Origin of the sequence: Cryptosporangium japonicum (assembly GCF_039524755.1) — a bacterium.
GTDB lineage: Bacteria > Actinomycetota > Actinomycetes > Mycobacteriales > Cryptosporangiaceae > Cryptosporangium > Cryptosporangium japonicum.
Genome location: NZ_BAAAGX010000006.1, coordinates 605,243 through 624,587 on the forward strand (window position 1 = coordinate 605,243; position 19,345 = coordinate 624,587).

At 69.6% G+C, this 19,345-nt stretch carries 21 protein-coding genes; 3 read left to right on the forward strand and 18 right to left on the reverse strand.

The window, feature by feature from the left end; translation table 11 throughout:
* Positions 1–48: 48 nt before the first annotated feature.
* Genes ABD437_RS07745 through ABD437_RS07755 form a run of 3 tightly spaced genes read left to right on the forward strand, consistent with a single transcriptional unit; the run spans position 49 to position 2,290 of the window.
* Positions 49–675: a DUF47 domain-containing protein gene (locus tag ABD437_RS07745; RefSeq protein ID WP_035858443.1), complete on the forward strand. Its 627-nt coding sequence runs from the start codon at positions 49–51 to the stop codon at positions 673–675.
* Positions 676–678: 3 nt separating this feature from the next.
* The gene (locus tag ABD437_RS07750; protein WP_344648039.1) at positions 679–1,674 is read left to right on the forward strand and encodes an inorganic phosphate transporter; all 996 of its coding nucleotides are present in this window, start codon (positions 679–681) and stop codon (positions 1,672–1,674) included.
* 49 nt (positions 1,675–1,723) lie between these two features.
* Positions 1,724–2,290, forward strand: coding sequence for a Uma2 family endonuclease (locus tag ABD437_RS07755; RefSeq protein ID WP_344648178.1), 567 nt, complete (start codon positions 1,724–1,726; stop codon positions 2,288–2,290).
* Here the strand turns inward: ABD437_RS07755 and phoU (ABD437_RS07760) are convergent.
* From phoU (ABD437_RS07760) to ggt, 18 genes are all read right to left on the reverse strand, one after another.
* On the reverse strand, positions 2,287–2,949 hold the full coding sequence (gene phoU, locus ABD437_RS07760; protein ID WP_344648040.1) for a phosphate signaling complex protein PhoU: 663 nt from the start codon (positions 2,947–2,949) through the stop codon (positions 2,287–2,289). The two genes, ABD437_RS07755 and phoU (ABD437_RS07760), sit on opposite strands and share 4 nt — an antisense overlap.
* 84 nt (positions 2,950–3,033) lie before the next feature.
* On the reverse strand, positions 3,034–3,666 hold the full coding sequence (gene phoU, locus ABD437_RS07765; RefSeq protein ID WP_344648041.1) for a phosphate signaling complex protein PhoU: 633 nt from the start codon (positions 3,664–3,666) through the stop codon (positions 3,034–3,036).
* Between the two features lie 29 nt (positions 3,667–3,695).
* Positions 3,696–4,472, reverse strand: coding sequence for a phosphate ABC transporter ATP-binding protein PstB (gene pstB / locus ABD437_RS07770; protein WP_344648042.1), 777 nt, complete (start codon positions 4,470–4,472; stop codon positions 3,696–3,698).
* A gap of 16 nt (positions 4,473–4,488) precedes the next feature.
* Complete coding sequence (pstA, locus tag ABD437_RS07775) at positions 4,489–5,565, reverse strand: phosphate ABC transporter permease PstA (RefSeq protein ID WP_344648043.1); 1,077 nt, start codon at positions 5,563–5,565, stop codon at positions 4,489–4,491.
* Between the two features lies 1 nt (position 5,566).
* Positions 5,567–6,586, reverse strand: coding sequence for a phosphate ABC transporter permease subunit PstC (gene pstC, locus ABD437_RS07780; protein WP_344648044.1), 1,020 nt, complete (start codon positions 6,584–6,586; stop codon positions 5,567–5,569).
* A gap of 117 nt (positions 6,587–6,703) precedes the next feature.
* Complete coding sequence (gene pstS, locus ABD437_RS07785) at positions 6,704–7,804, reverse strand: phosphate ABC transporter substrate-binding protein PstS (RefSeq protein WP_344648045.1); 1,101 nt, start codon at positions 7,802–7,804, stop codon at positions 6,704–6,706.
* Positions 7,805–8,055: 251 nt separating this feature from the next.
* Positions 8,056–8,655, reverse strand: a complete 600-nt coding sequence (locus tag ABD437_RS07790; RefSeq protein WP_344648046.1) for a prepilin peptidase — start codon at positions 8,653–8,655, stop codon at positions 8,056–8,058.
* Positions 8,652–9,566 (reverse strand): type II secretion system F family protein, encoded by a 915-nt coding sequence (locus ABD437_RS07795; RefSeq protein ID WP_344648047.1) that lies wholly within the window; start codon positions 9,564–9,566, stop codon positions 8,652–8,654. The genes ABD437_RS07790 and ABD437_RS07795 overlap by 4 nt, the downstream gene beginning before the upstream one ends.
* 2 nt (positions 9,567–9,568) lie before the next feature.
* The gene (locus ABD437_RS07800) at positions 9,569–11,497 is read right to left on the reverse strand and encodes a type II secretion system F family protein (protein WP_344648048.1); all 1,929 of its coding nucleotides are present in this window, start codon (positions 11,495–11,497) and stop codon (positions 9,569–9,571) included.
* Positions 11,494–12,990: a TadA family conjugal transfer-associated ATPase gene (locus ABD437_RS07805; RefSeq protein WP_344648049.1), complete on the reverse strand. Its 1,497-nt coding sequence runs from the start codon at positions 12,988–12,990 to the stop codon at positions 11,494–11,496. The genes ABD437_RS07800 and ABD437_RS07805 overlap by 4 nt, the downstream gene beginning before the upstream one ends.
* Before the next feature lie 2 nt (positions 12,991–12,992).
* Entirely contained in the window at positions 12,993–14,171 is a 1,179-nt protein-coding gene (locus tag ABD437_RS07810) for a CpaE/TadZ family protein (protein WP_344648050.1), read from the reverse strand.
* 14 nt (positions 14,172–14,185) lie between these two features.
* Entirely contained in the window at positions 14,186–14,929 is a 744-nt protein-coding gene (gene cpaB / locus ABD437_RS07815) for a Flp pilus assembly protein CpaB (RefSeq protein WP_344648051.1), read from the reverse strand.
* 47 nt (positions 14,930–14,976) lie between these two features.
* Positions 14,977–16,245 carry a pilus assembly protein TadG-related protein gene (locus ABD437_RS07820; protein WP_344648052.1) on the reverse strand — a complete coding sequence of 423 codons (1,269 nt, stop codon included), beginning with the start codon at positions 16,243–16,245 and terminating at the stop codon, positions 14,977–14,979.
* Positions 16,233–16,634 (reverse strand): TadE family protein, encoded by a 402-nt coding sequence (locus tag ABD437_RS07825; RefSeq protein ID WP_344648053.1) that lies wholly within the window; start codon positions 16,632–16,634, stop codon positions 16,233–16,235. Before ABD437_RS07825 ends, ABD437_RS07820 begins: the two co-directional genes overlap by 13 nt.
* Positions 16,635–16,636: 2 nt before the next feature.
* Positions 16,637–16,828, reverse strand: coding sequence for a Flp family type IVb pilin (locus tag ABD437_RS07830; protein WP_344648054.1), 192 nt, complete (start codon positions 16,826–16,828; stop codon positions 16,637–16,639).
* A 92-nt stretch (positions 16,829–16,920) separates the two neighbouring features.
* On the reverse strand, positions 16,921–17,115 hold the full coding sequence (locus ABD437_RS07835) for a Flp family type IVb pilin (RefSeq protein WP_035858460.1): 195 nt from the start codon (positions 17,113–17,115) through the stop codon (positions 16,921–16,923).
* Positions 17,116–17,218: 103 nt separating this feature from the next.
* Positions 17,219–17,413 carry a Flp family type IVb pilin gene (locus ABD437_RS07840; protein WP_344648055.1) on the reverse strand — a complete coding sequence of 65 codons (195 nt, stop codon included), beginning with the start codon at positions 17,411–17,413 and terminating at the stop codon, positions 17,219–17,221.
* Positions 17,414–17,529: 116 nt separating this feature from the next.
* Positions 17,530–19,272, reverse strand: coding sequence for a gamma-glutamyltransferase (gene ggt / locus ABD437_RS07845; RefSeq protein WP_344648056.1), 1,743 nt, complete (start codon positions 19,270–19,272; stop codon positions 17,530–17,532).
* Positions 19,273–19,345: the final 73 nt, after the last annotated feature.

Below are 19,345 nucleotides of genomic sequence, written 5' to 3' on the forward strand. Positions count from 1 at the left end.
CTTCTCGCAGTACAAGTTTCCGACACCTCGACGTCACCAGGGGTTCACGTGCGCTTCCGGCTCCGCCCCACCGAGACCGCGTTCTACGATTTCTTCAGCCAGGCTGCCGACAACCTGGTGAAGGGCGCGGAGATCCTCGAAGAGCTCAGCCTGCCCACACCCGACTTCCAGTCGATCTCCGATCGGATGAAGGACGTCGAGCACGCCAACGACGAGGTTACGCACGCTCTGCTGCGGAAGTTGAACAGCACGTTCGTGACCCCGTTCGACCGCGAGGACATCTACCAGCTGGGCTCGCTGCTCGACGACGTCATGGATCACATGGAAGCCGCGGGCAACCTGATCTACCTGTACGGGCTGTCCACGCTTCCCGCGCTGCCCCGCGAGATGCACGAGCTGATCGACACGCTCAGCCGGGCGGCGAAGCTCACCGCGTCGGCGATGCCGCGCCTGCAGTCGCTCAAGGACCTCGAGGCGTACTGGATCGAGGCCAACCAGATCGAGAACGAGGGCGACCACGCCTACCGGATGCTGCTGGTCCGGCTGTTCAGCGGCGAGTACGACACGTTGACGGTGATGAAGCTCAAGGAGGTCGCCGACGAGCTCGAGGCGGCCGCCGACGCGTTCGAGCACGTCGCGAACACGGTCGAGACGATCGCGGTCAAGGAGTCCTGACCGGTGGAACTCCTCCCGGTCATCGCGATCATCGTCATCGCGCTGGCGTTCGACTACACAAACGGTTTCCACGACGCGGCGAACGCGATCGCCACCTCGGTCTCCACCCGCGCGCTGACGCCACGCGCCGCGCTGATCCTCGCGGCGGTCGCCAACCTGGCCGGTGCGCTGCTCGGCACCGACGTCGCGAAGACCGTCGGCGAGGGCATCGTCTCCGCGCCCAGCGGCGGTGAAGGTCTGCTGCTGGTGTTCTGCGCGTTGTTCGGCGCGATCGTCTGGAACCTCATCACCTGGTACTTCGGGTTGCCCTCGTCGTCCTCGCACGCGCTGATCGGCGGTCTGGTCGGTGCGGCGCTCTCGTCCGACGCGATCGTCAAGTGGGCCGGCGTCGTCGACAAGGTCGTCATCCCGATGGTGCTCTCCCCGATCGTCGGGTTCGGCCTCGGTTACCTGCTCATGCTCGGGATCCTCTGGGCGTTCCGCCGGGCGCACCCGGCGAAGATGAGCCGCGGGTTCCGGTACGCGCAGACCGCGTCGGCCGCGGCGATGGCGCTCGGGCACGGCCTCCAGGACGCCCAGAAGACGATGGGCGTGATCGTGCTGGCGCTCGTCGTCGGCGGGTACCACACCGGCTTCGAGGTGCCGCTGTGGGTGATCCTGGCGGTGGCGCTGGCGCTCGCGGCCGGAACGTACGCCGGTGGGTGGCGGATCATGCGGACGCTCGGACGGCGGATCATCCACCTCGACCCGCCGCGCGGGTTCGCGGCCGAGACCGCCGCCGCCGCGGTGCTCTACACGACGGCGTACGTGTTCCACGTGCCGATCTCGACGACGCACACGATCACCTCGTCGGTGATGGGCGTCGGCGCGACGAAGCGGCTCTCCGCGGTGCGCTGGGGCGTGGCCACGAACATCGTCACGGCCTGGGTCCTCACGATCCCCGCCGCCGCCCTGGTAGCCGCCGCCCTGGAGTCAATCCTCCACGCAATCATGTTCTAATTCTCATGCACTCGTCCCATTGAGTTTCGATACGATGGGCCACGTGATCATGCCGCCCCATCCCGAGCACCAACCGATGTCAGGCGTCTGGACGCTTCGCGACGTCGAGCGCCTACCCGAGGGCTGCCGGGCCGAGGTCATTGATGGCGCGTTGACCATCAACCCGAGTCCGGCCCCTGTCCACAACCGGTTTGTCCGCCACCTGGCGGCCGCCTTGGAATCGCAGCTCCCGGCCGAGTGGCAACTGGAGTCGAGGATCGATGTGCTGCTCAACCTCGAACCGCTGGATTACGTCGCGCCCGACCTGGTGGTGTTCGGTGCTGACGTGCCGCTGACAACTCGGCCGATGTCCGTCAGGGAGATCACACTCGTTGCCGAGATGGTGGCTCCGGAATCCCGGCGGCGGGATCGGAACATGAGGCCCGTCGTCTACGCCGACGCCGGCATTCCGCACTTCTGGCGGGTCGAGAGCGAGGCCGTGGGAGCCGAGCGTCTCACCGTGCACGTGTTCAGCGAGCCCGGCGACGAGGGCTACCGGGTCGAGCAGGTCTTCACCGGGCGGCTCAGCACGGCCGTGCCGTTCCCGATCGAGATCGACCTCGACGGTCTGACCTAGCTGAGCTTCTCGTCGGGTTCTCTCGGCATCTCGCCGGTCACCAGGTAGACGACGCCGTCGGCGATGGCTACCGCGTGGTCGGCGAAGCGTTCGTAGTAGCGGCCGAGCAGTGCCATGTCGATCGCCGACTCGACGCCGTACGACCAGTTGTCGAGCAGCGTCCGGAACAGGGCCCGGCGCAGGCCGTCCATCGCGTCGTCGTCGATCGAGAGACGCCCGGCGTCCGCGGCGTCGGTGGAGTGCAGCACGGCGCCGGCGCTCTGCGCCATCCGCACCGCGACGTCACCCATCTTCCGGATCAGCGGGAACAGCTCGTCCGGCACCGCGAACCCCGGATGACGCCGCACCGCGACCTTCGCGACGTGCTGGGCGAGCGTCCCCATGCGATGGATGTCGCCGCCGACCTTGATCGCCATCACCATCGTGCGGAGGTCACTGGCGACCGGCTGCTGCAGTGCGAGCACCTCGTAGGTCTGGTCCTCGACGACCCGGCGGGCCGCGTCGAGCTGAGTGGCCAACCCGCTCACGCCCTCGGCGACGGTCAGGTCGGCGCCGAGCAGCGCCACGGTGGCCCGCTCCATCGCGGTCGCCGCCGTGTCGGTCATGTCGCCCAGCGCACCGCGGATCGCCGTCAGCTGGCCGTGAAATCCCTCGCGCACCCCACTACCCCTCGCCCCAGGTTCGAGGACCATACCCGGGCCCGGCCCGTCGAACCAGGTCGACGAGCCGGGCCGGGGATTCAGCTACTCGGCGACCGCGCCGGTGACCAGGTACACCACCGCGTCGGCGATGGCGACCGCGTGGTCGGCGAACCGCTCGTAGTACCGGCCGACCAGCGCCACGTCGGCGGCGGTCTCGGCACCGTACGGCCACTCGCCGGCGATCTGGCCGAACAGCTCCAGCCGGAGCCGGTCGACGGTGTCGTCGTCGGCCTCGAGGCGGGCGGCGTCCGCGGTGTCACGCGAGCGCAGCGCGGCACCGGCGTCGATCGCCATCTGCTGGGCGACCTCGCCCATCTGGCGGAAGATCGGCGTCAGCGGCTCGGGGACCGTGCTGCCGCGCTTCGCGGTCTCGGCGATGTGGGCCGCGAGCGACCCCATCCGCTCCACGTCGGCGCCCAGCCGCACCACGGTGACCAGGACACGGAGGTCCGAGGCCACCGGCGCCTGGAGCGCCAGCAGGTTGTACGCGTTGTTCTCGAGTTCGGTCAGACGCGTCCGGAGCGCCTGGTTCTGCTCCAGTGAGCTCTCCGCGGCATCCTTGTCCGCGTCGAGCAGCGCCACGGTCGCCTGTGCGACCGCGGCCGCGGCGAGGTCGGCCAGTTCGGCCAGGGTGTCCTCGGCGGTCGCGAGCGCACGACGGAATTCATCCCGCACGGGGGTCTCCTGATGAAAGAGGGGGACGGTCAGCCGAAGCGGCCGGTGATGTAGTCCTCGGTGCGCTTGTCGGTCGGGTTGGTGAAGATCTTCTGGGTGTCGTCCATCTCGACGAGCTTGCCGGGCTTGCCGACCGCCGAGAGGTTGAAGAAGCCGGTCCGCTCGCTGACCCGCGCGGCCTGCTGCATGTTGTGGGTGACGATGACGATCGTGTACTCGGTCTTGAGCTGCTGGATCAGGTCCTCGATCGCGAGCGTCGAGATCGGGTCCAGCGCCGAGCACGGCTCGTCCATCAGCAGGACGTCGGGCTCGACCGCGATCGCCCGGGCGATGCACAGACGCTGCTGCTGACCACCGGAGAGGCCGGAGCCGGGCTTCTTGAGCCGGTCCTTGACCTCGTTCCAGAGGTTCGCGCCCTGGAGCGAACGCTCCACGGTCTCATCGAGCGTGCTCTTCTTCTGCCGGCCCTGGAGCTTCAGACCGGCGATGACGTTGTCGTAGATCGACATCGTCGGGAACGGGTTCGGGCGCTGGAACACCATGCCGATCGTGCGGCGGACGTTCACCGGGTCGACCGAGGAGCCGTAGATGTCCTCGCCCTCAAGCAGCACCTTGCCCTCGACCCGCGCGCCCGGGATGACCTCGTGCATGCGGTTGAGCGTGCGGAGCACCGTGGACTTGCCGCAGCCCGACGGGCCGATGAACGCGGTGACCGAGCGCGGCTCGATCGACATCGACACGCCCTCGACCGCGAGGAAGCTGCCGTAGTAGATGTTGAGGTCCTTGACCTCGAGTCCCTTGGACATTGTGATCTGACCTTTCTCAGCCGCGGGCTCGGGTGAAGCGCCCGACGAACCGGGCGAGCAGGTTGAAAATCATGATGATTGCGATGAGGGTGACGGCCGCGCCCCACGCACGGGCGGTGCCGGGCGCGTCGGGGTTGCCGGCCGCGGAGCCGAGCTGCGAGTAGATGAACGTCGGCAGCGTGGACATCGGTCCGTTGAACGGGTCGAAGCTGATCTTCGCCTGGACCCCGACGAGCAGCAGCAGCGGCGCGGTCTCCCCCATCGCGCGGGCGATCGCCAGCATGACGCCGGTGACGATGCCGCTGAACGCGGTCGGCAGCACGATCTTGGTGATCGTCTTCCACTTCGGCACGCCGAGCGCGTAGGACGCCTCGCGCAGCTCGTGCGGCACCAGGCGCAGGATCTCCTCCGTCGAGCGGACGATGACCGGCAGCATCAGGATGACCAGCGAGAGCGCGCCGGCGAACCCGGACTTCTGGAAGCCGAGCGTGAGCAGCCAGAACGTGAAGATGAACAGGCCCGCGACGATCGACGGGATGCCGGTCATGACGTCGACGAAGAAGCTGACGGCCTTCGCGAACCGCTTACCGTCGCCGTACTCGACCAGGTAGACCGCAGTCAGCACACCGATCGGCACGGCGAACACGGCCGCGATCGCGGTGACGATCAGCGTGCCCATGATCGCGTGGTACGCGCCACCGCCGAAGCTGTCCTCGGAGATCGTGAACATCGAGCGGGAGAGGAAGCCGCCGTCGATGACGCCGATGCCCTGCGACAGCGTGTAGTAGATGATCGAGAACAGCGGGGCGACCGCCAGCACGAACGCCGAGTAGACGAACGTCGTGAACAGCCGGTCGACGGCCTGCCGGCGACCTTCGACCGCGAAGCTGGTGGCGGTCAGGATGACGACGAAGAGCAGCGCGGCGAGCACCGCGAACCGGGCCTTGTTGAAGCTGTCACCGGTCAGGCCGAAGATCAGGCCGCTGATCACGATCGAGCCGAGGCCGATCGCCCACGGCGCCCAGTTGGGCAGCTTCTGCCCACGCAGGTTGCTCGCGGTCACCTCGGACGGGGAAGCCTGGAGAGTAGCCATGTCAGGACACCTTCTTGCGGCGCACGATCAGCTGCGACAGCGAGTTGACGACGAGCGTGATGACGAACAGGCAGAGACCGGAGGCGATGAGCGCGCTGGTTCCGATCGTTCCGGCCTCGTCGTACTTGCTCGCGATGTTCGACGCGAACGTGACGCCGCCGTTCTCGGTGATGTGGATGCTGACGTTGTAGGCGCTGGCCAGGATGATCGTGACCGCGAGCGTCTCGCCGAGCGCGCGGCCCAGGCCGAGGATCGCGGCCGAGACCATGCCGGCGCGGCCGAACGGCAGCACCGAGAGCCGGATCATCTCCCAGCGGGTCGCCCCCAGTGCCAGCGCACCCTCCACGTTGGCCGGCGGAACCTGGCGGAACACCTCGCGGGTGATCGCGGCGACGATCGGCAGGATCATGACCGCGAGCACGATGCCGACGGTGAAGTCCGAGCGGTTGCCCGGGATGTCGTCGGGGCGGTACGCGAACAGCGGGATCCAGCCGAGGTACTTGTCGAGGAAGAGCGTCAGGCCGGTCATGTTCGGCACGAGGAGGAACAGACCCCACAGGCCGTAGACGACCGACGGCACCGCGGCGAGCAGGTCGACCAGGTAGGCCAGGCCCTGCGAGAGGCGGCGCGGCGCGTAGAACGTGATGAACAGCGCGATGCCGACCGCGACCGGGACCGCGATGATCATCGCGATCAGACCGGTGACGACCGTGTGGAACGTCAGCGCCGCGATACCGAAGACCGACGGGCCGCCCTGGGTCGAGGGGTCCGGGTTCCACTCCTTCGTCGTGAAGAAGTTGCCGTCGTTGTTGGTGAACGCGTCGATGGACTTGTAGATCAGGAAGACCGCGATCGCGGCCATGATCGCGAGCAGGACCGCCCCGGCGCCCGTCGAGATGAACTTGAAGACCGCGTCGCCACCTCGGGTGGACTTCTGGGAACCGAGGCCGGAATCGCCTGGGGCGGGCGACTTCGGGGGTGTGACGGTGGCGGTGGCTGGTTTCGTGGAGGGGTCAGCCATGACTTAGATCCTCTGGACAGCGGCCGTGAGGCCAGGGGCTGGAAACAACCTGCACGCGCCCGAGCCGGGCGAGGACTCTCGGTCCTCACCCGGCCCGGAACGAACGGTCAGGCAACGTCAGGCGATGGCGGCGGCGGCAGCCTGCGCCTTGGTCAGCAGCTCGGCCGGCAGCTTCGAGTAACCGGCGTCGGCGGCAGCGGTCTGGCCGGCGTCGCTGAGCAGGTAGCCCAGGAAGCCCTTGGTCAGCGCGACCTGGTCGGCCGCGAGGCCCTTCTCGCAGGTGATCTCGTAGGTCACCAGCACGGCCGGGTACGCGCCGGCTTCCTTGAGGCCGTAGTTCAGCTTCAGCTTCAGGTTGTTGCCGTCGAAGTCCTGCTCGGCCGCGGCGATGGCCTTGCCCACGGTGTCGTCGGAGATCTCGACCGCACCGTTGCCGGTGTCGATCCCGGCCGACTTCAGGTTGTTCTTCTTGGCGTCGGGGGCGTCGACGTAGGCGATCGAGCCGTCCTTGCCGGTCACGGCCGAGACGACGCCGGCCGAGTCGGGCGCGCCGGTGCCGGCCGTGCCCTTCCAGCCCTTACCGGTGCCGAGCTTCCAGGTCTCCGGCGTCTGCGCGTCGAGGAACTTGGTGAAGTTGTCGGTGGTGCCCGAGTCCTTCGACCGGAAGACGACGGAGATCGCGGTCGCCGGGAGCGTCGCGCCCGAGTTGGTCTTGGCGATCGCCGGGTCGTTCCACTTGGTGATCTGGCCCTGGAAGATCTTCGAGATCGTGGCCGGGTCGAGCGACAGCTTGTCGACACCGTTCACGTTGAACACGATGGCGACGGCGGTGGCGATACCCGGGATGTTGATGGCCTTGCCGGTCTTGCAGCGGGTGTCGCCCGCGGTCTGCTCGTCGTCCTTGAGCGACGAGTCGGACCCCGCGAACGCGACCTTGCCCGCGGTGAAGTCGGTGACGCCGGCGCCGGAACCGGTGGCGGCGTAGTTGATCTGCGCGCCGCAGTCCTTCGCGTAGGCCGTCGTCCAGGCGTTCATGGCCGTCTTCTGGGCCGACGAGCCGGAGGCCGAGATCTGGCCCTCGGCGCAGTTCGGGTTCTTGCTGCTGCCCGAGCTGGAGTCGGAGCTCGCCGAGTCGACGTTGTCCGATCCACAAGCGGAAACAGCGAGCAGGCTGGCCAGCGCGATCCCGGCGAAGGCGCCAGTGCGGTACAGCTTCACGTTCAAGTCCCTCCGAGGGGTACAGACCCAGTCCTCTGGGGCCGGCTACCTCGCCGGTCGTTCGGAACGCTAGGTAGCGAAAGTGACGCGCTCCCCGGGGCCAAATGAACGGACGGTGAACACCGCAAGTTGCCGAATTAACCGTCTCTGCACAGGTGAGTGGCCATTGGGTTAACGAGATCACGCCCCGCGATCACGATCCCGCATCAGCCGAACTTTCGTTACACTCGGTAACTTGCACTAAAGTGCTCTCAACCGCCCAAAAGGGCCAGGACGGTCACCGCCCCGACGATCATCGCGGGTCCGTGCGGCAGCTGTCCGCGGCGTCCGATTCGCTTCGTGACGAGGAGCACGACGGTCAGCAGGCCGTGCAGCAGGAAGCCCGACGCCACCCCCAGCAGGGCCACCGTGCCGCCCCACCAGCCCAGCGCGAGCCCGAGCGGGAACGCGAGTTTCACGTCACCCAGCCCCATGCCGGCCGGCATGACGAACGCCAGCACGAGGTACCAGCCCGCGGCCGCGAGGCCGCAGAGCACCGCACGTCCCAGCCGGGCCGGGTCCCGCTCCGCCGCCAGCAGCACGAACACCCCGGCGGCCGCGGCGCCGGTCCAGGGGTTCGGCAACCGCTGGACCGCCACGTCGACGAAGGCCAGCACGACGCCGCAGAGCACCAGCCAGGCCGCGGCGAGCTGCACCCAGATCGAGGCCCGCGCGAGTCCCCAGGCGACGAGCACCAGCCCGAGCGCGGCCACCACCTCGACCACGCCGAACCGGGGGGTCGCCGCGTAGCGGGCGATCCCGGCCCGGAGCAGCGGACCGCACCCGAGCCCGACGACGGCAGCGACGATCACCACTGAATGTTGGCGATCCTCACCACGGCCGGCCCCATGACCACCATGAACAGAGCCGGGAACAGGCAGAAGATCACCGGGAGCAGGATCTTGACCGGCACTTTCTGCGCCGCTTCCTCAGCCCGCTGACGTCGCTGCAGGCGCATCTCGTGCGCCTGTTCACGCAGCACCCCGGCGATCGGGATGCCCCGGTCGGTGGCCTGCACGACCGCACGGACGAACGTGTGGATCTCGACCACCGTGGTGCGTGCCGCCATCGCGCGCAGCGCCTCCGACCGCGAGCGCCCCAGTTGCAGTTCCTGCAGCACACGCACGATCTCGCGGACGAACGGACCGCGCCCGTTCGCGGCGACCTGGGCCAGCGCGGCGTCGAAGCCGAGGCCGGCCTCGACGCTGATCACCATCGTGTCGAGCACGTCGGTGAGCGTGTTCTGCAGGTTCGCCTGGTGTTTCGTCCCGGCGTTGTAGACGAGCAGGTTCGGCAGCAGGAAGCCGCCGATCGGGCCGAGGATCAGACCGAGCACCGCCCCGCTGCCGCCGCCGAACGCGTTGCCGAAGAACGGACCCAGGAACAGCCCGACGATCGCCACGCCACCTTTCGCCGCGATCACCCGGTCCATCGGCCAGTCCGGCGGGTTACCGGCGAACGAGAGCTGCTTGCTCAGCCTGACCTCGGAGTTCGGCAGCATCAGGGCCCTGCCGAGGATGCCGCACTGCCGTCGCGCGACGATGCGGACCCGTTCGGTCAGCGACCGCTGGGCGACCGGCACCGCACCGCGGCGCACCATCTCGAACGCTTCCAGCGAACGCAGCAGCTTCTCGCCCGGCCGCAGCGTGACGGTCAACGACCAGGCCATCACCATCACCGCGGCCATCACCGCCAGCAGCGAGACCAGCAGGACGAAGGTCACCGCTACACCTCCACCTTGACCAGCTTCCGGATCCACACCGCACCGACGACCATCAGCAGGGCCGCGGACGCCAGGATGATGAGTCCGACCGTCGTCGTGTAGAGCGGCCGTACGTAGTCGCGGCGGATGAGGAACATGAACCCGCCGACGCCGATCGGCAGGGCGAGCAGGAGGTTCCCGGACAGCCGCCCCTCGGCGGAGAGCGCACGCACGTGCCGTTCGAGGCGGCCGCGTTCACGCATCGTCTCCACAGTGGTCTCCACGACCTCGGCCAGCGACCCACCGACGTCGCTCTGGATGCGCAGCGCCATCACCAGCCAGGTGATGTCCCGGCTGTTGTTCCGTTCGGCGACCCGTTCCAGCGCCTCTTCGAGGTCACCGCCGAGCCGGATCTCGGCCAGCGCACGGCGGAACTCCGCCGCCACCGGGCCGTCACCCTCCGTGGCCACCGAGTCGATGGCCTGGTGCAGCGAGAAGCCCGAGCGCAGCGAACCGACGACGATACGCAGCGAGTCCGGGAGCTGCTCGGCGAACGCGCGGGCGCGCCGGGCCGCGCGCACACGCAGCCAGGTGCGGGTGCCGAACAGGCCGCCGACGAACCCCACCACCAGGCCGGGCAGCAGTCCGAACATCAACCCCAGGACGACGATCAGCCCGACGCAGATCGCGATCCGCAGCGCGACCCACTGGTCCGGCGTCATCGAGCTGCCCGCGCGCTCGAGGGAGAGCTCGATCTTCGCCCGCCGCTGCGGGTTGGTGAGCACCTTGCTGACGACGTCCGCGGCCTTGCCCGAGAGCGTCACGACCGAGAAGCGCGACCGGCGCTTGCCGCCACGCGGATGTTCCAGGATCCGCTGGAGCCTGGCCATCGCGCGACGGCCCTCGTTCCCGGCCATCGCGGGCGCGAGCACCCGGACCGCGAACCAGACCAGGAGCGCGCTCACCGCGATCAGGCCGACGAGCAGGCTCCAGATCGAACCACCGGTCACCGACGCCGGAACCGGGGCGGCGCCGATCGCGTCCGGGTCGACCGCGAACTTCACCGGCGTGGCCGCGGCCGTGACGCCTCCACCGGCGACGCTCAGCTCCGCGGTACGCCCGGACAACGTGTACGGCACGGCCGCGCGCACCAGCACCGCGGCCGCGAGCTCGGCCGAGGCCCGGTCGAGCGCCGCCCGGACCCCGCTCGCCGACTCCGGCGTCCGGATCGAACCGCCGGTGGCGGCGACCATCGTGGCCACCGACTCCGGTGGTGTCCCGACCGTCACCGCGTCGAGCGGTCGGCCGCCGGCCGCCATCCGGGCGCCGATCGTGCCGGCGGTCGCGGTCTCCGGCGCGTCGCCGCTGGTCACGACCAGGATGCGGCGATCGCGGTACTGCTCGGTGCCGGGCACGCCGACGAGCAGCGCGTCGGCTTGGGCCACCGCGCCGGGCAGGTCGCCGGACGTGGCCCCGGTACTGCGCGCCAGCGCGGCCAGGAAGTCGTTGCGGTCGGTGGTGGGTGCGATCAGGTTCACCGGGCGGTCGGCGATCGCCACCAGTCCGATCGCGACCCCGTCCGGCGCGTTCACCGCGTACCGGGCGATCGCCGCGCGCAGCGTGTCGAGGTCGTCCTCGGCGCGCAGGACCACCACGACCGCGCGGTTGGGGTCGGCCGACGACTCCGGGAGTTCGCTCGTCGTCGCGGCGAGCCCGCCCTCGCTCTCCGCGGTCACCTCCGGGTCGGAGAGGTCCGGGGTGGACGCGAAACCGTCCGGGTGGAGCACGAACTCCACCTCGCCCGGCAGCGTCCGGAACCCGCTGACCTGCAGGGCGGGGCCACCGGCCCGGTTCGGTTCGAGCGGCTGCGGCTCCGGCGACGGAGCGGCGAGGGCAGGCGTGGCGGCGCCGAGGAGAGCGATCACCGCGGCGGTCGCCAGCCACCGTCTCACCGGCCGCGCCCCGGTGACGCGAACAGGTCCGGTGGGAGCTTCACGCCGTGGGCGGCGAGCTCGTCCATGAACCCCGGGCGCAGGCCGGTGGACTGCAGCGTGCCGAGGAACTTGCCCTTCGCGTCCACCCCGGCGTTGTAGTCGAACAGGAACAGGTCCTGCATCGTCACCACGTCGCCCTCCATGCCGGCGACCTCGGTGATGTGGGTGACCTTGCGGCTGCCGTCACGCAGGCGGCTGACCTGGATGATCAGGTGCACGGCCGAGACAACCTGGTCGCGGATCGCGCGCATCGGCAGGTCCATGCCGGCCATCAGCACCATCGTCTCCAGGCGCGCGAGCGCGTCCCGGGGCGTGTTGGAGTGCAGCGTCGTCAGCGAGCCGTCGTGGCCGGTGTTCATCGCCTGCAGCATGTCCAGCGCGGCGCCGTCCCGGACCTCACCGACGATGATCCGGTCCGGGCGCATCCGCAGCGCGTTCTTCACCAGGTCGCGGGCCGAGACCGTGCCGCGTCCCTCCACGTTGGCCGGCCGCGACTCGAGGCGCACGACGTGGTCCTGGTTGAGCTGGAGCTCGGCGGCGTCCTCGACCGTGACGATGCGCTCGTCGTGCGGCACGAAGCTCGACAGCACGTTGAGCATCGTCGTCTTGCCGGAGCCGGTACCCCCGCTGACCACGATGTTCAGCCGGCCACGCACGCACGCCGAGAGCAGGTCGGCGGTCTGGCGGGTGAGCGTTCCGAACTCGATGAGCGAGTCGATCGTCAGCCGTTCGACGGCGAACTTCCGGATCGTCAGCGTGGAGCCGTCCAAGGCGATCGGCGGGACGATCGCGTTGACGCGGCTGCCGTCCGGGAGCCGGGCGTCCACCATCGGGCTGGACTCGTCGACCCGGCGGCCGACCCGGGAGACGATCCGGTCGATCACCCGGCGCAGGTGCGCCTCGTCGCTGAACTCCGCGTCGGTGATCTCCAGCCGGCCGCGTCGCTCGACGTAGACCTTGTGCGGTCCGTTGACCATCACCTCGCTGACGCTCGGGTCGCGCAGCAGCGGCTCGATCGGACCGTGCCCGAGCACCTCGTCGGTGACCTCGCGGATGATCCGGGCGCGGTCGATGCCGGTCAGCGGTGTCTCTTCGCGGGCGAGCAGGTCGCTGACCGTGTCCCGGACACGGAGGTCGAGGTCCTCGGCGCCGTGCTCGTAGAGCTTCGGACCGAGCATCTCGGCCAGCGTCCGCTGGACCCGGTGGCGCACCTCGGTGATCGGGTCGATCATCTGGCGCCCGGCTTCGCGGTAGCGCGAGGCCGCGTCGAGCCGGTTCCCGTCCGCGGACGTCGTGCGCCTGCTCTTCGCCGCGAGCCGCCGGCTCTCGATCGGCAGCATCGCCGGTTCCGCCGAGACCGACGGCGGTGGCGGCGGCTCGACCTCGACTTCGTCCAGGTCCGCCTCGGCCTGCTTCTGCTGCTTGGCGAGGAGGCGATCGGCGAGGCCCACGGCTATCTCCTCCGGCCGAAGATCGGTACCCGGCGCTTGACCTCGACCGGCGTCGTCCCCTCGTCCACGTCGGCGCAGCGGTTCGCGAGGTGGCGGATCGCCTGGCTGACCGGGTTGTTCGGGTCGTCGAGCGCGATCGGCACACCCTTGTTGATCGACACCGGCACGTCACGCGAGGACGGCATGTGTACGGCCATCGGGGTGCCGACCGCTTCCTCGACGTCGGCAATCGTGAGGCCGACCTGCGAGTTCGCACGGTTGAGCAGCGCCAGCCGCCGTTCGCGCGGGTACTCCAGCACGTCGAACATGTCCAACGTCAGGCGGACGCTCTTGAGCGTCGGCAGGTCCGGGGTGACCACCGGCACGTAGAGGTCCGACACGTCCAGCGCGGAGAGCACCTGGTCGGAGAAGAACGGCGGGGTGTCGATCACGACGAAGTCGAACAGCGACTTGGCGACGTTGATGAGCTCGGTGACCAGGTCCCGGGTGACGTGCTCACCCTCGGCCGGCCCGGCGGGCGCGAGCGCGACGTCCACGCCGGGGCAGTACCGGGTGAGCAGCGAGCGCAGGCCCGGTTCGTCGAGCCGGCCGGCCATGCCGATCGCGTCCGCGATGCTCCGTACCGGCGTGAGCTGCAGCATGATCGCCACGTCGCCGAACTGCAGGTCCAGGTCGATCAGGCAGACCCGGCGACTGCCGCCCGCGGCGAGCGCGACGGCGAGGTTCGTCGCGACCGTGCTCTTCCCGCAGCCACCCTTGCCGGAGAAGATCGTGACGACCTTGCCCTCGGCCGAGCTGGAGTCGCGGTTGCTCTGGACGGCGCTGCGCAGTGCCCGTGACACCTCGAGGGCCCGGGTGCACGCCGCCTTGATCGCGGCCGGGTCGTCCAGGTCGGCCACCTCGCGGATGCCCGCGCGCATGGCGTCGGCCAGCATCTGGGGGGTGACCTGCCGCCGGAGCAGCACGACGCCCATCGCCGGGCTCTTGACCCGCTGGTAGGCGGCGAACTCGACGGCCGCGCCGAACTCGACGCCGGCGCCGAGCACCACCAGCAGCGTGCCGGGGTGGCGCTCGAGGTGACCGGTGAGCTTCTTCCACGAGTTGACCAGCGTGAACCCGGCGGCGGCGATGTTCGCCGGGGTGTCGATGATGTTCTCCGCGGAAGGTTCGAGGTAGATCATGGGGCTCCTGTCGCCTACCGGAAGAGGGTTTCGGTGTCGACACCGCTGCCCGGCTCGACCGTGACCGCGCCGTCGAGCAGCCCCAGCGAGAGGGTTCCGGTCTGCGACGCCTGAACCAGCCGTTCCGCGTCCGACTGACTGGCCGCGAGCGTGACGCTCACCGTGCTGCCGTTGGAGCTCGACGTGGTCTCGGTCTTCTTCTCGCCGATCGCGAGGACCTGCGCGCGCGACAGCAGCACCCTGGTCGCGGTGATCTGCTGCGACGAGGACACCGCCGCGCCGTTCTCCGCGTCCGGGATCGGCTGGTAGGTGTAGAAGACCGCGACCTCGGAGCCGCGCTGCACGTACCCGGCGACGCGTGACGCCGCGGTCATGTCGACGCTGACGGCGAGCTTGCCGGCCGGGATCGTCAGGCCGCCGGTGCTGGTCTGCTTCTGGCCCAGGGCTCCGCGCAGCAGCAGCTGGCTCGGTTGCACGTCGGCGGTGAGCGCGAGGTTGTCCAGACCGGACGGAATCGAGCCCAGCGCGTCCTTCGGCACCGTCTCGGCGGGCATCCGGACGGTCTTCACCTTGCCGCTGTTACGCAGTTCGGCACCGGTCGTACCGGCCGGGAGGAGCGCGGTGGCGACCAGCACCGATACCGGCTCCTTGCCGGCCACCGCGCGTTCGTCCGCCCCGCCGACATAGGCGAGGATGCCTACGCAGCCCAGCAGCGCGAGCACGAACGCGAGCGCCAGCGCGAGTAGTCGACGTCTCATCCCGGTTAGGCCATTTCCTAAGAAGCTACTGGTCAGCTCCCTATCGGCTACCCGACGCGGGTTATGAGCGAGACCCCGTAGTCAGTGGTGCCGAGGCTGCCGATGGAGACCGACGGCGCCGGGATGATCGCCTGGGTGAAGTAGCCGTTGATGCAGTAGTCGACGACGACCGTGCACGTCGGGTTGCCGGAGACGTTGAGCAGTGAGCCGACGGTCTTCAGCACACCGTTGAGCAGGCCCAGCTGGTAACCCCGGACGACGAACGCCGCGAACCCGGCGATCCGGACCGTGTACGCGCTGAGGTTGATGAGCGGATTCCACTGGTAGTCGTAGATCGGGACGAGAACCGGGGACCCGGTGGTGACCGCGTTCTGCAGCGGCGCCAGGCAGTTGACCGGGGCGAGCACCCCGAGGTCACTGGCCGGCAGCACGTCCCCGACGGTCACGGTCTGCACGCAGTTGGCGTCGCTGTACGCGCCGTCGAGGAACCCGAAGCCGTTACCGCCGGTCCACGGCGGCGGGGACGCGGGCGCACCGACGCTGCAGGCCGGGCTGGTGTTCACTTTGCCGATCGTGTCGTGGATGAAGACCAGTTGCCCGCCGGTGGCGGGCGGCGCGACCCCGAGAAGTCCGGCGACCGCCGTCCCGGTGTCGCCGAGGACACCGGTGAGCAGACCGCCGACCCCGCTGACCAGGTTGTAGACCAGGCCGGAGTTCGTCATGTTCAGGAACTCGCACCGGCCGATACCGATCGCCAGCACGGTGGCGGTGCTCGGGATGCCCCAGGCGACGCGGGAGCAGGCGCCCACCGACGAGCCGGTGTTCGAGCTGTCCAGCAGGTTCGCGAACACCGGTGGCACCTTCGTCGTGCCGTCCGCTTCCTTGGTCGACGTCTGGACCTGGAGATAGTTGGCCGTCGCCGGCGGCGTACCGACGCAGTCCGACAGCTTGGCGGTCTGGGCCGCGCACGTGCTCAAGCCGGCGAACCGCCCGCAGATCGCGCTGACGTTCGTCGCCGAGTCCTTGGCGTTGCTCCCGGCCAGCGTCGCCGCCAGCGCGGCCTGGGCGCCGCACTGCGCCCTGGTGGCCGCGGTGATGCACCGCTTGGCCAGCGCCCAGGACGCCAGGTCGGCACCGCTCTGCAGCTGCTCGCGCTCGTCGTAGAGCTTGCCGACGTCGATGACGAGCGCGCCCATGCCGAAGAGCAGGCCGCCGCCCATCACGGCGGCGGCGATGACCGCGACCGCACCACGCTCGCCGGACGGACGCCGGGCGAGGATCCGGTCCCACCAGTGGCGGCGGGTCAGCCGACGCATGCCATCACGCCGGTGGACTTGAGCGTGCGTGTCGACCCGGCGGTGCCGAGCAGGGCCATGATCGGCGTGATGTAGGTGTAGGTCTGCCTGAGCGTCACCGACGCGGTGTTGGCGGCGGTCGCCCCGGCCGCCGGGCAGGGCACCGACGAGTCGATCGCGGTCGTCGAATCCCCGGTGATCAGCTGCGCCCGGGAGAGCGAGTTCGCCGGGGTCTGGCCGAACGCGTACGCGCGCGCGGCCTCGCGTGACGCCTCGGTGAGCGCCATCTGCGTGTTGATGATCCGCCCGAAGTCGATGATGCCGAAGATCATCACGAGCAGGATCGGGAGGATGATCGCGAGTTCGATCGCGGCGGCACCGCGGTCGTCGTGATCAGGAGGGCGGCCCATGGTCAGGGCAGGTGGCTCGAGACGGTCGAGAACGCGGAGTTGATCTTCCCGCCGAGCGTGACGACGGTCGCGACGATCACCGCGGCGATGAGCGCCGCCAGCAGGCCGTACTCGACGGCGGTCGCGCCGCGGTCGGAACCGGCCTTGAGTGTGCAGGCACGGCTGACCACGGCCGTGTACAGGTGCAGGAACATCGGTCCTCGCTATCTTCGGTCCGCCCATCCATTGGCCGACCGTGGCAACGAAAAAAGGGGGACGGCGGCTGGGCCGCCGTCCCCACTCGAGGTCAGGGAAGCTTGCTGGAGATCGTGTTGAACGCGGTGTTGATCTTCCCGCCCAGCGTCACGACCGTCGCGACGATGACGGCGGCGATCAGTGCCGCCAGGAGGCCGTATTCGACGGCGGTCGCACCCCGGTCGTTCGCACGATCCTTGAGGGCGACGGCGCGCTCGGCGATTGCGGTGTAGGCGTAAAGGAACATCGATCCTCGCTTAGGTCGGTCGGTCCATCCGTGGGCCGGCCACCGGCATTCGGTGTCGGTCAAACAGTTCGTCGGCAGCTGGCCCGCCGACGTGAGGAGTACGTCAGGGCAGCTTCGTGGAGATCGTGGCGAACGCCGTGTTGATCTTTCCGCCGAGCGTCACGACGGTGGCGACGATGACCGCGGCGATGAGCGCGGCGAGCAGGCCGTACTCCACAGCGGTGGCGCCCCGGTCGTTGGTACGAGCCTTCAGCGCGACGGCACGCTCGGCGATGGCGGTGTAGGCATACAGGAACATTTGGCCCCCTTCGGTGTGGGGCCCGGTTGCCCCTGTGCCCTACTCATCGACACCGGGACCCACTCCAGGAGAGCGGGCCAGGTGCGCCTCGGGCGCAGGAGGGTTGCTAGGCCGCCTCAGGGGCGGACGGTTCCGGCGGAGCCGCCGCCTCGGCGGGTAGGTTCGGCGGCGGCCAGGAAGCGGCCGTCACGGAGGAACTCGATCGCGGCGACCGCGCCGATCTCCTCGACGGTCGAGAAACTCCAGCCGAGCTTCGTCAACGCGGCCGTGTCGAACGCCGGCTCGGCGTCCACCGCGGCACCGTTGCGTGCCGACGCCCGCGGCGCCGCGATCGCCTGCGGCAGGCTCAGCCCCCGCGCGAAGCGGCCCAGCAGCACCTGCAGCACGGTCGTGATGATCGTGGCCCCACCCGGCGAACCGACCGCGAGCACCGGCGCACCGTCCTTCAGCACGATCGTCGGCGCCATCGAACTACGGGGACGTTTGCCCGGCCCAGGCAGGTTCGGGTCCGGCACACCCGCCGTGACCGGCACGAAGTTGAAGTCGGTGAGCTCGTTGTTGAGCAGGAAACCACGTCCGGGAACGGTGATCCCCGACCCGCCGGTCTGCTCGATCGTCAACGTGTACGCGACGACGTTGCCCCACTTGTCGGCGACCGTGAGATGGGTCGTCGACGGCCCCTCGTACGGCGTGGCGGACGCGGCGCCGGCCGGAACCTTGCAGTCGGTGCCCGCGGTGCGGGGATCGGCCGGCGGCTGCGGCGTGGTCAGCGCTTTCTTCGGGTCGATCAGGCAGGCGCGGCTCGCGGCGAACCGGTCCGACAGCAGCTCGCGGACCGGCACCTCGCCGGTGTCCCCCACCCACCGGTTCCGGTCGGCGAACGACAACGTGCTGGCCGCGAGGTAGCTGTGGTCGCTCGCGCCGGTCTTCTCGAGGATGTTGAGCGCTTCCCCCACCGTGGTTCCACCGGACGACGGCGGCGCCATGCTGTAGACGTCGAGACCGCGGTACCCGGTGCGGGTGGGCGCCCGGAACGGGGCCGTGTACTTCGCCAGGTCCTGCTCGGTGAGCTGACCCTTGCGCACCTTCCGGGTCACCGCCGGATCGACCGGCGGGTTCTGCGCGGTCTTCACGATGTCCGCCCCGATCGGGCCGGTGTAGAGCTCGTCGACGCCGTTGCGGGCGAGCTGCTGGTAGGTCCGCGCCAGATCGGGGTTCTTCAGCGTGCTGCCGACGGTCGGCGGCTGACCGCCGGGGAGGAACAGCGCCCTGGTCGCCGGGAACTCGGCGAACCGCTCGGCGTTGTCCGCGGTCTGGTCGCGGAACGTCGCGTCGACCACGAACCCCTTCTTCGCGAGCGCGGTGGCCGGCGCGAGCGACTGCGCGAGCGACCGGCTACCCCAGGTACGCAGCGCGTGTTCCCAGGTCATCGGCGTGCCGGGGACCCCGACCGAGAGGCCGCTGGTGACCACGTCGGCGAACGGGATCGCCTTCCCGTTCTCGGTGAACACGGTCGACGTGAAGCTCGCCGGCGCGGTCTCGCGGCCGTCGATCGTGCTGATCTTCTTCGTCTTGGCGTCGTAGTAGACGAAGAAGCCGCCCCCACCGATTCCGGCGGAGTACGGCTCGGTGACACCGAGGGCAGCGGCGGTGGCCACCGCGGCGTCGACCGCGTTGCCGCCGCGGCGGAGGACGTCGAGGCCGATCGCGGTCGCGTCCGGGTCGACCGAGGAGACCGCGCCGCCGTGGCCGACCGCGGTGGGGCGGCTCGGTGGCGGGGTGGCCGCCGCGGCCGGGGCGGTGGTCGCGACCAGCACGGCCACCACCCCTGCGGACAGGACACTGAGCTTCTTCGCCACGGGTGCCTCCCCAGTCCTTTGGGGAGTGTCGATCCCCGTTCGGACGCGGATCTAACCCTTTCTTCCCTGGTTT

Bases quoted from the DNA above. Each gene is read 5' to 3' on its own strand.
- pstC (WP_344648044.1), bottom strand. From the start codon at position 6,586: ATGGCTGACCCCTCCACGAAACCAGCCACCGCCACCGTCACACCCCCG.
- ABD437_RS07830 (WP_344648054.1), bottom strand. From the start codon at position 16,828: ATGTTCCTGCACCTGTACACGGCCGTGGTCAGCCGTGCCTGCACACTC.
- ABD437_RS07825 (WP_344648053.1), bottom strand. From the start codon at position 16,634: ATGGGCCGCCCTCCTGATCACGACGACCGCGGTGCCGCCGCGATCGAA.
- ABD437_RS07810 (WP_344648050.1), bottom strand. From the start codon at position 14,171: ATGATCTACCTCGAACCTTCCGCGGAGAACATCATCGACACCCCGGCG.
- cpaB (WP_344648051.1), bottom strand. From the start codon at position 14,929: ATGAGACGTCGACTACTCGCGCTGGCGCTCGCGTTCGTGCTCGCGCTG.
- pstA (WP_344648043.1), bottom strand. From the start codon at position 5,565: ATGGCTACTCTCCAGGCTTCCCCGTCCGAGGTGACCGCGAGCAACCTG.
- ABD437_RS07835 (WP_035858460.1), bottom strand. From the start codon at position 17,115: ATGTTCCTTTACGCCTACACCGCAATCGCCGAGCGCGCCGTCGCCCTC.
- ABD437_RS07840 (WP_344648055.1), bottom strand. From the start codon at position 17,413: ATGTTCCTGTATGCCTACACCGCCATCGCCGAGCGTGCCGTCGCGCTG.
- pstB (WP_344648042.1), bottom strand. From the start codon at position 4,472: ATGTCCAAGGGACTCGAGGTCAAGGACCTCAACATCTACTACGGCAGC.
- ABD437_RS07755 (WP_344648178.1), top strand. From the start codon at position 1,724: ATGCCGCCCCATCCCGAGCACCAACCGATGTCAGGCGTCTGGACGCTT.
- ABD437_RS07820 (WP_344648052.1), bottom strand. From the start codon at position 16,245: ATGCGTCGGCTGACCCGCCGCCACTGGTGGGACCGGATCCTCGCCCGG.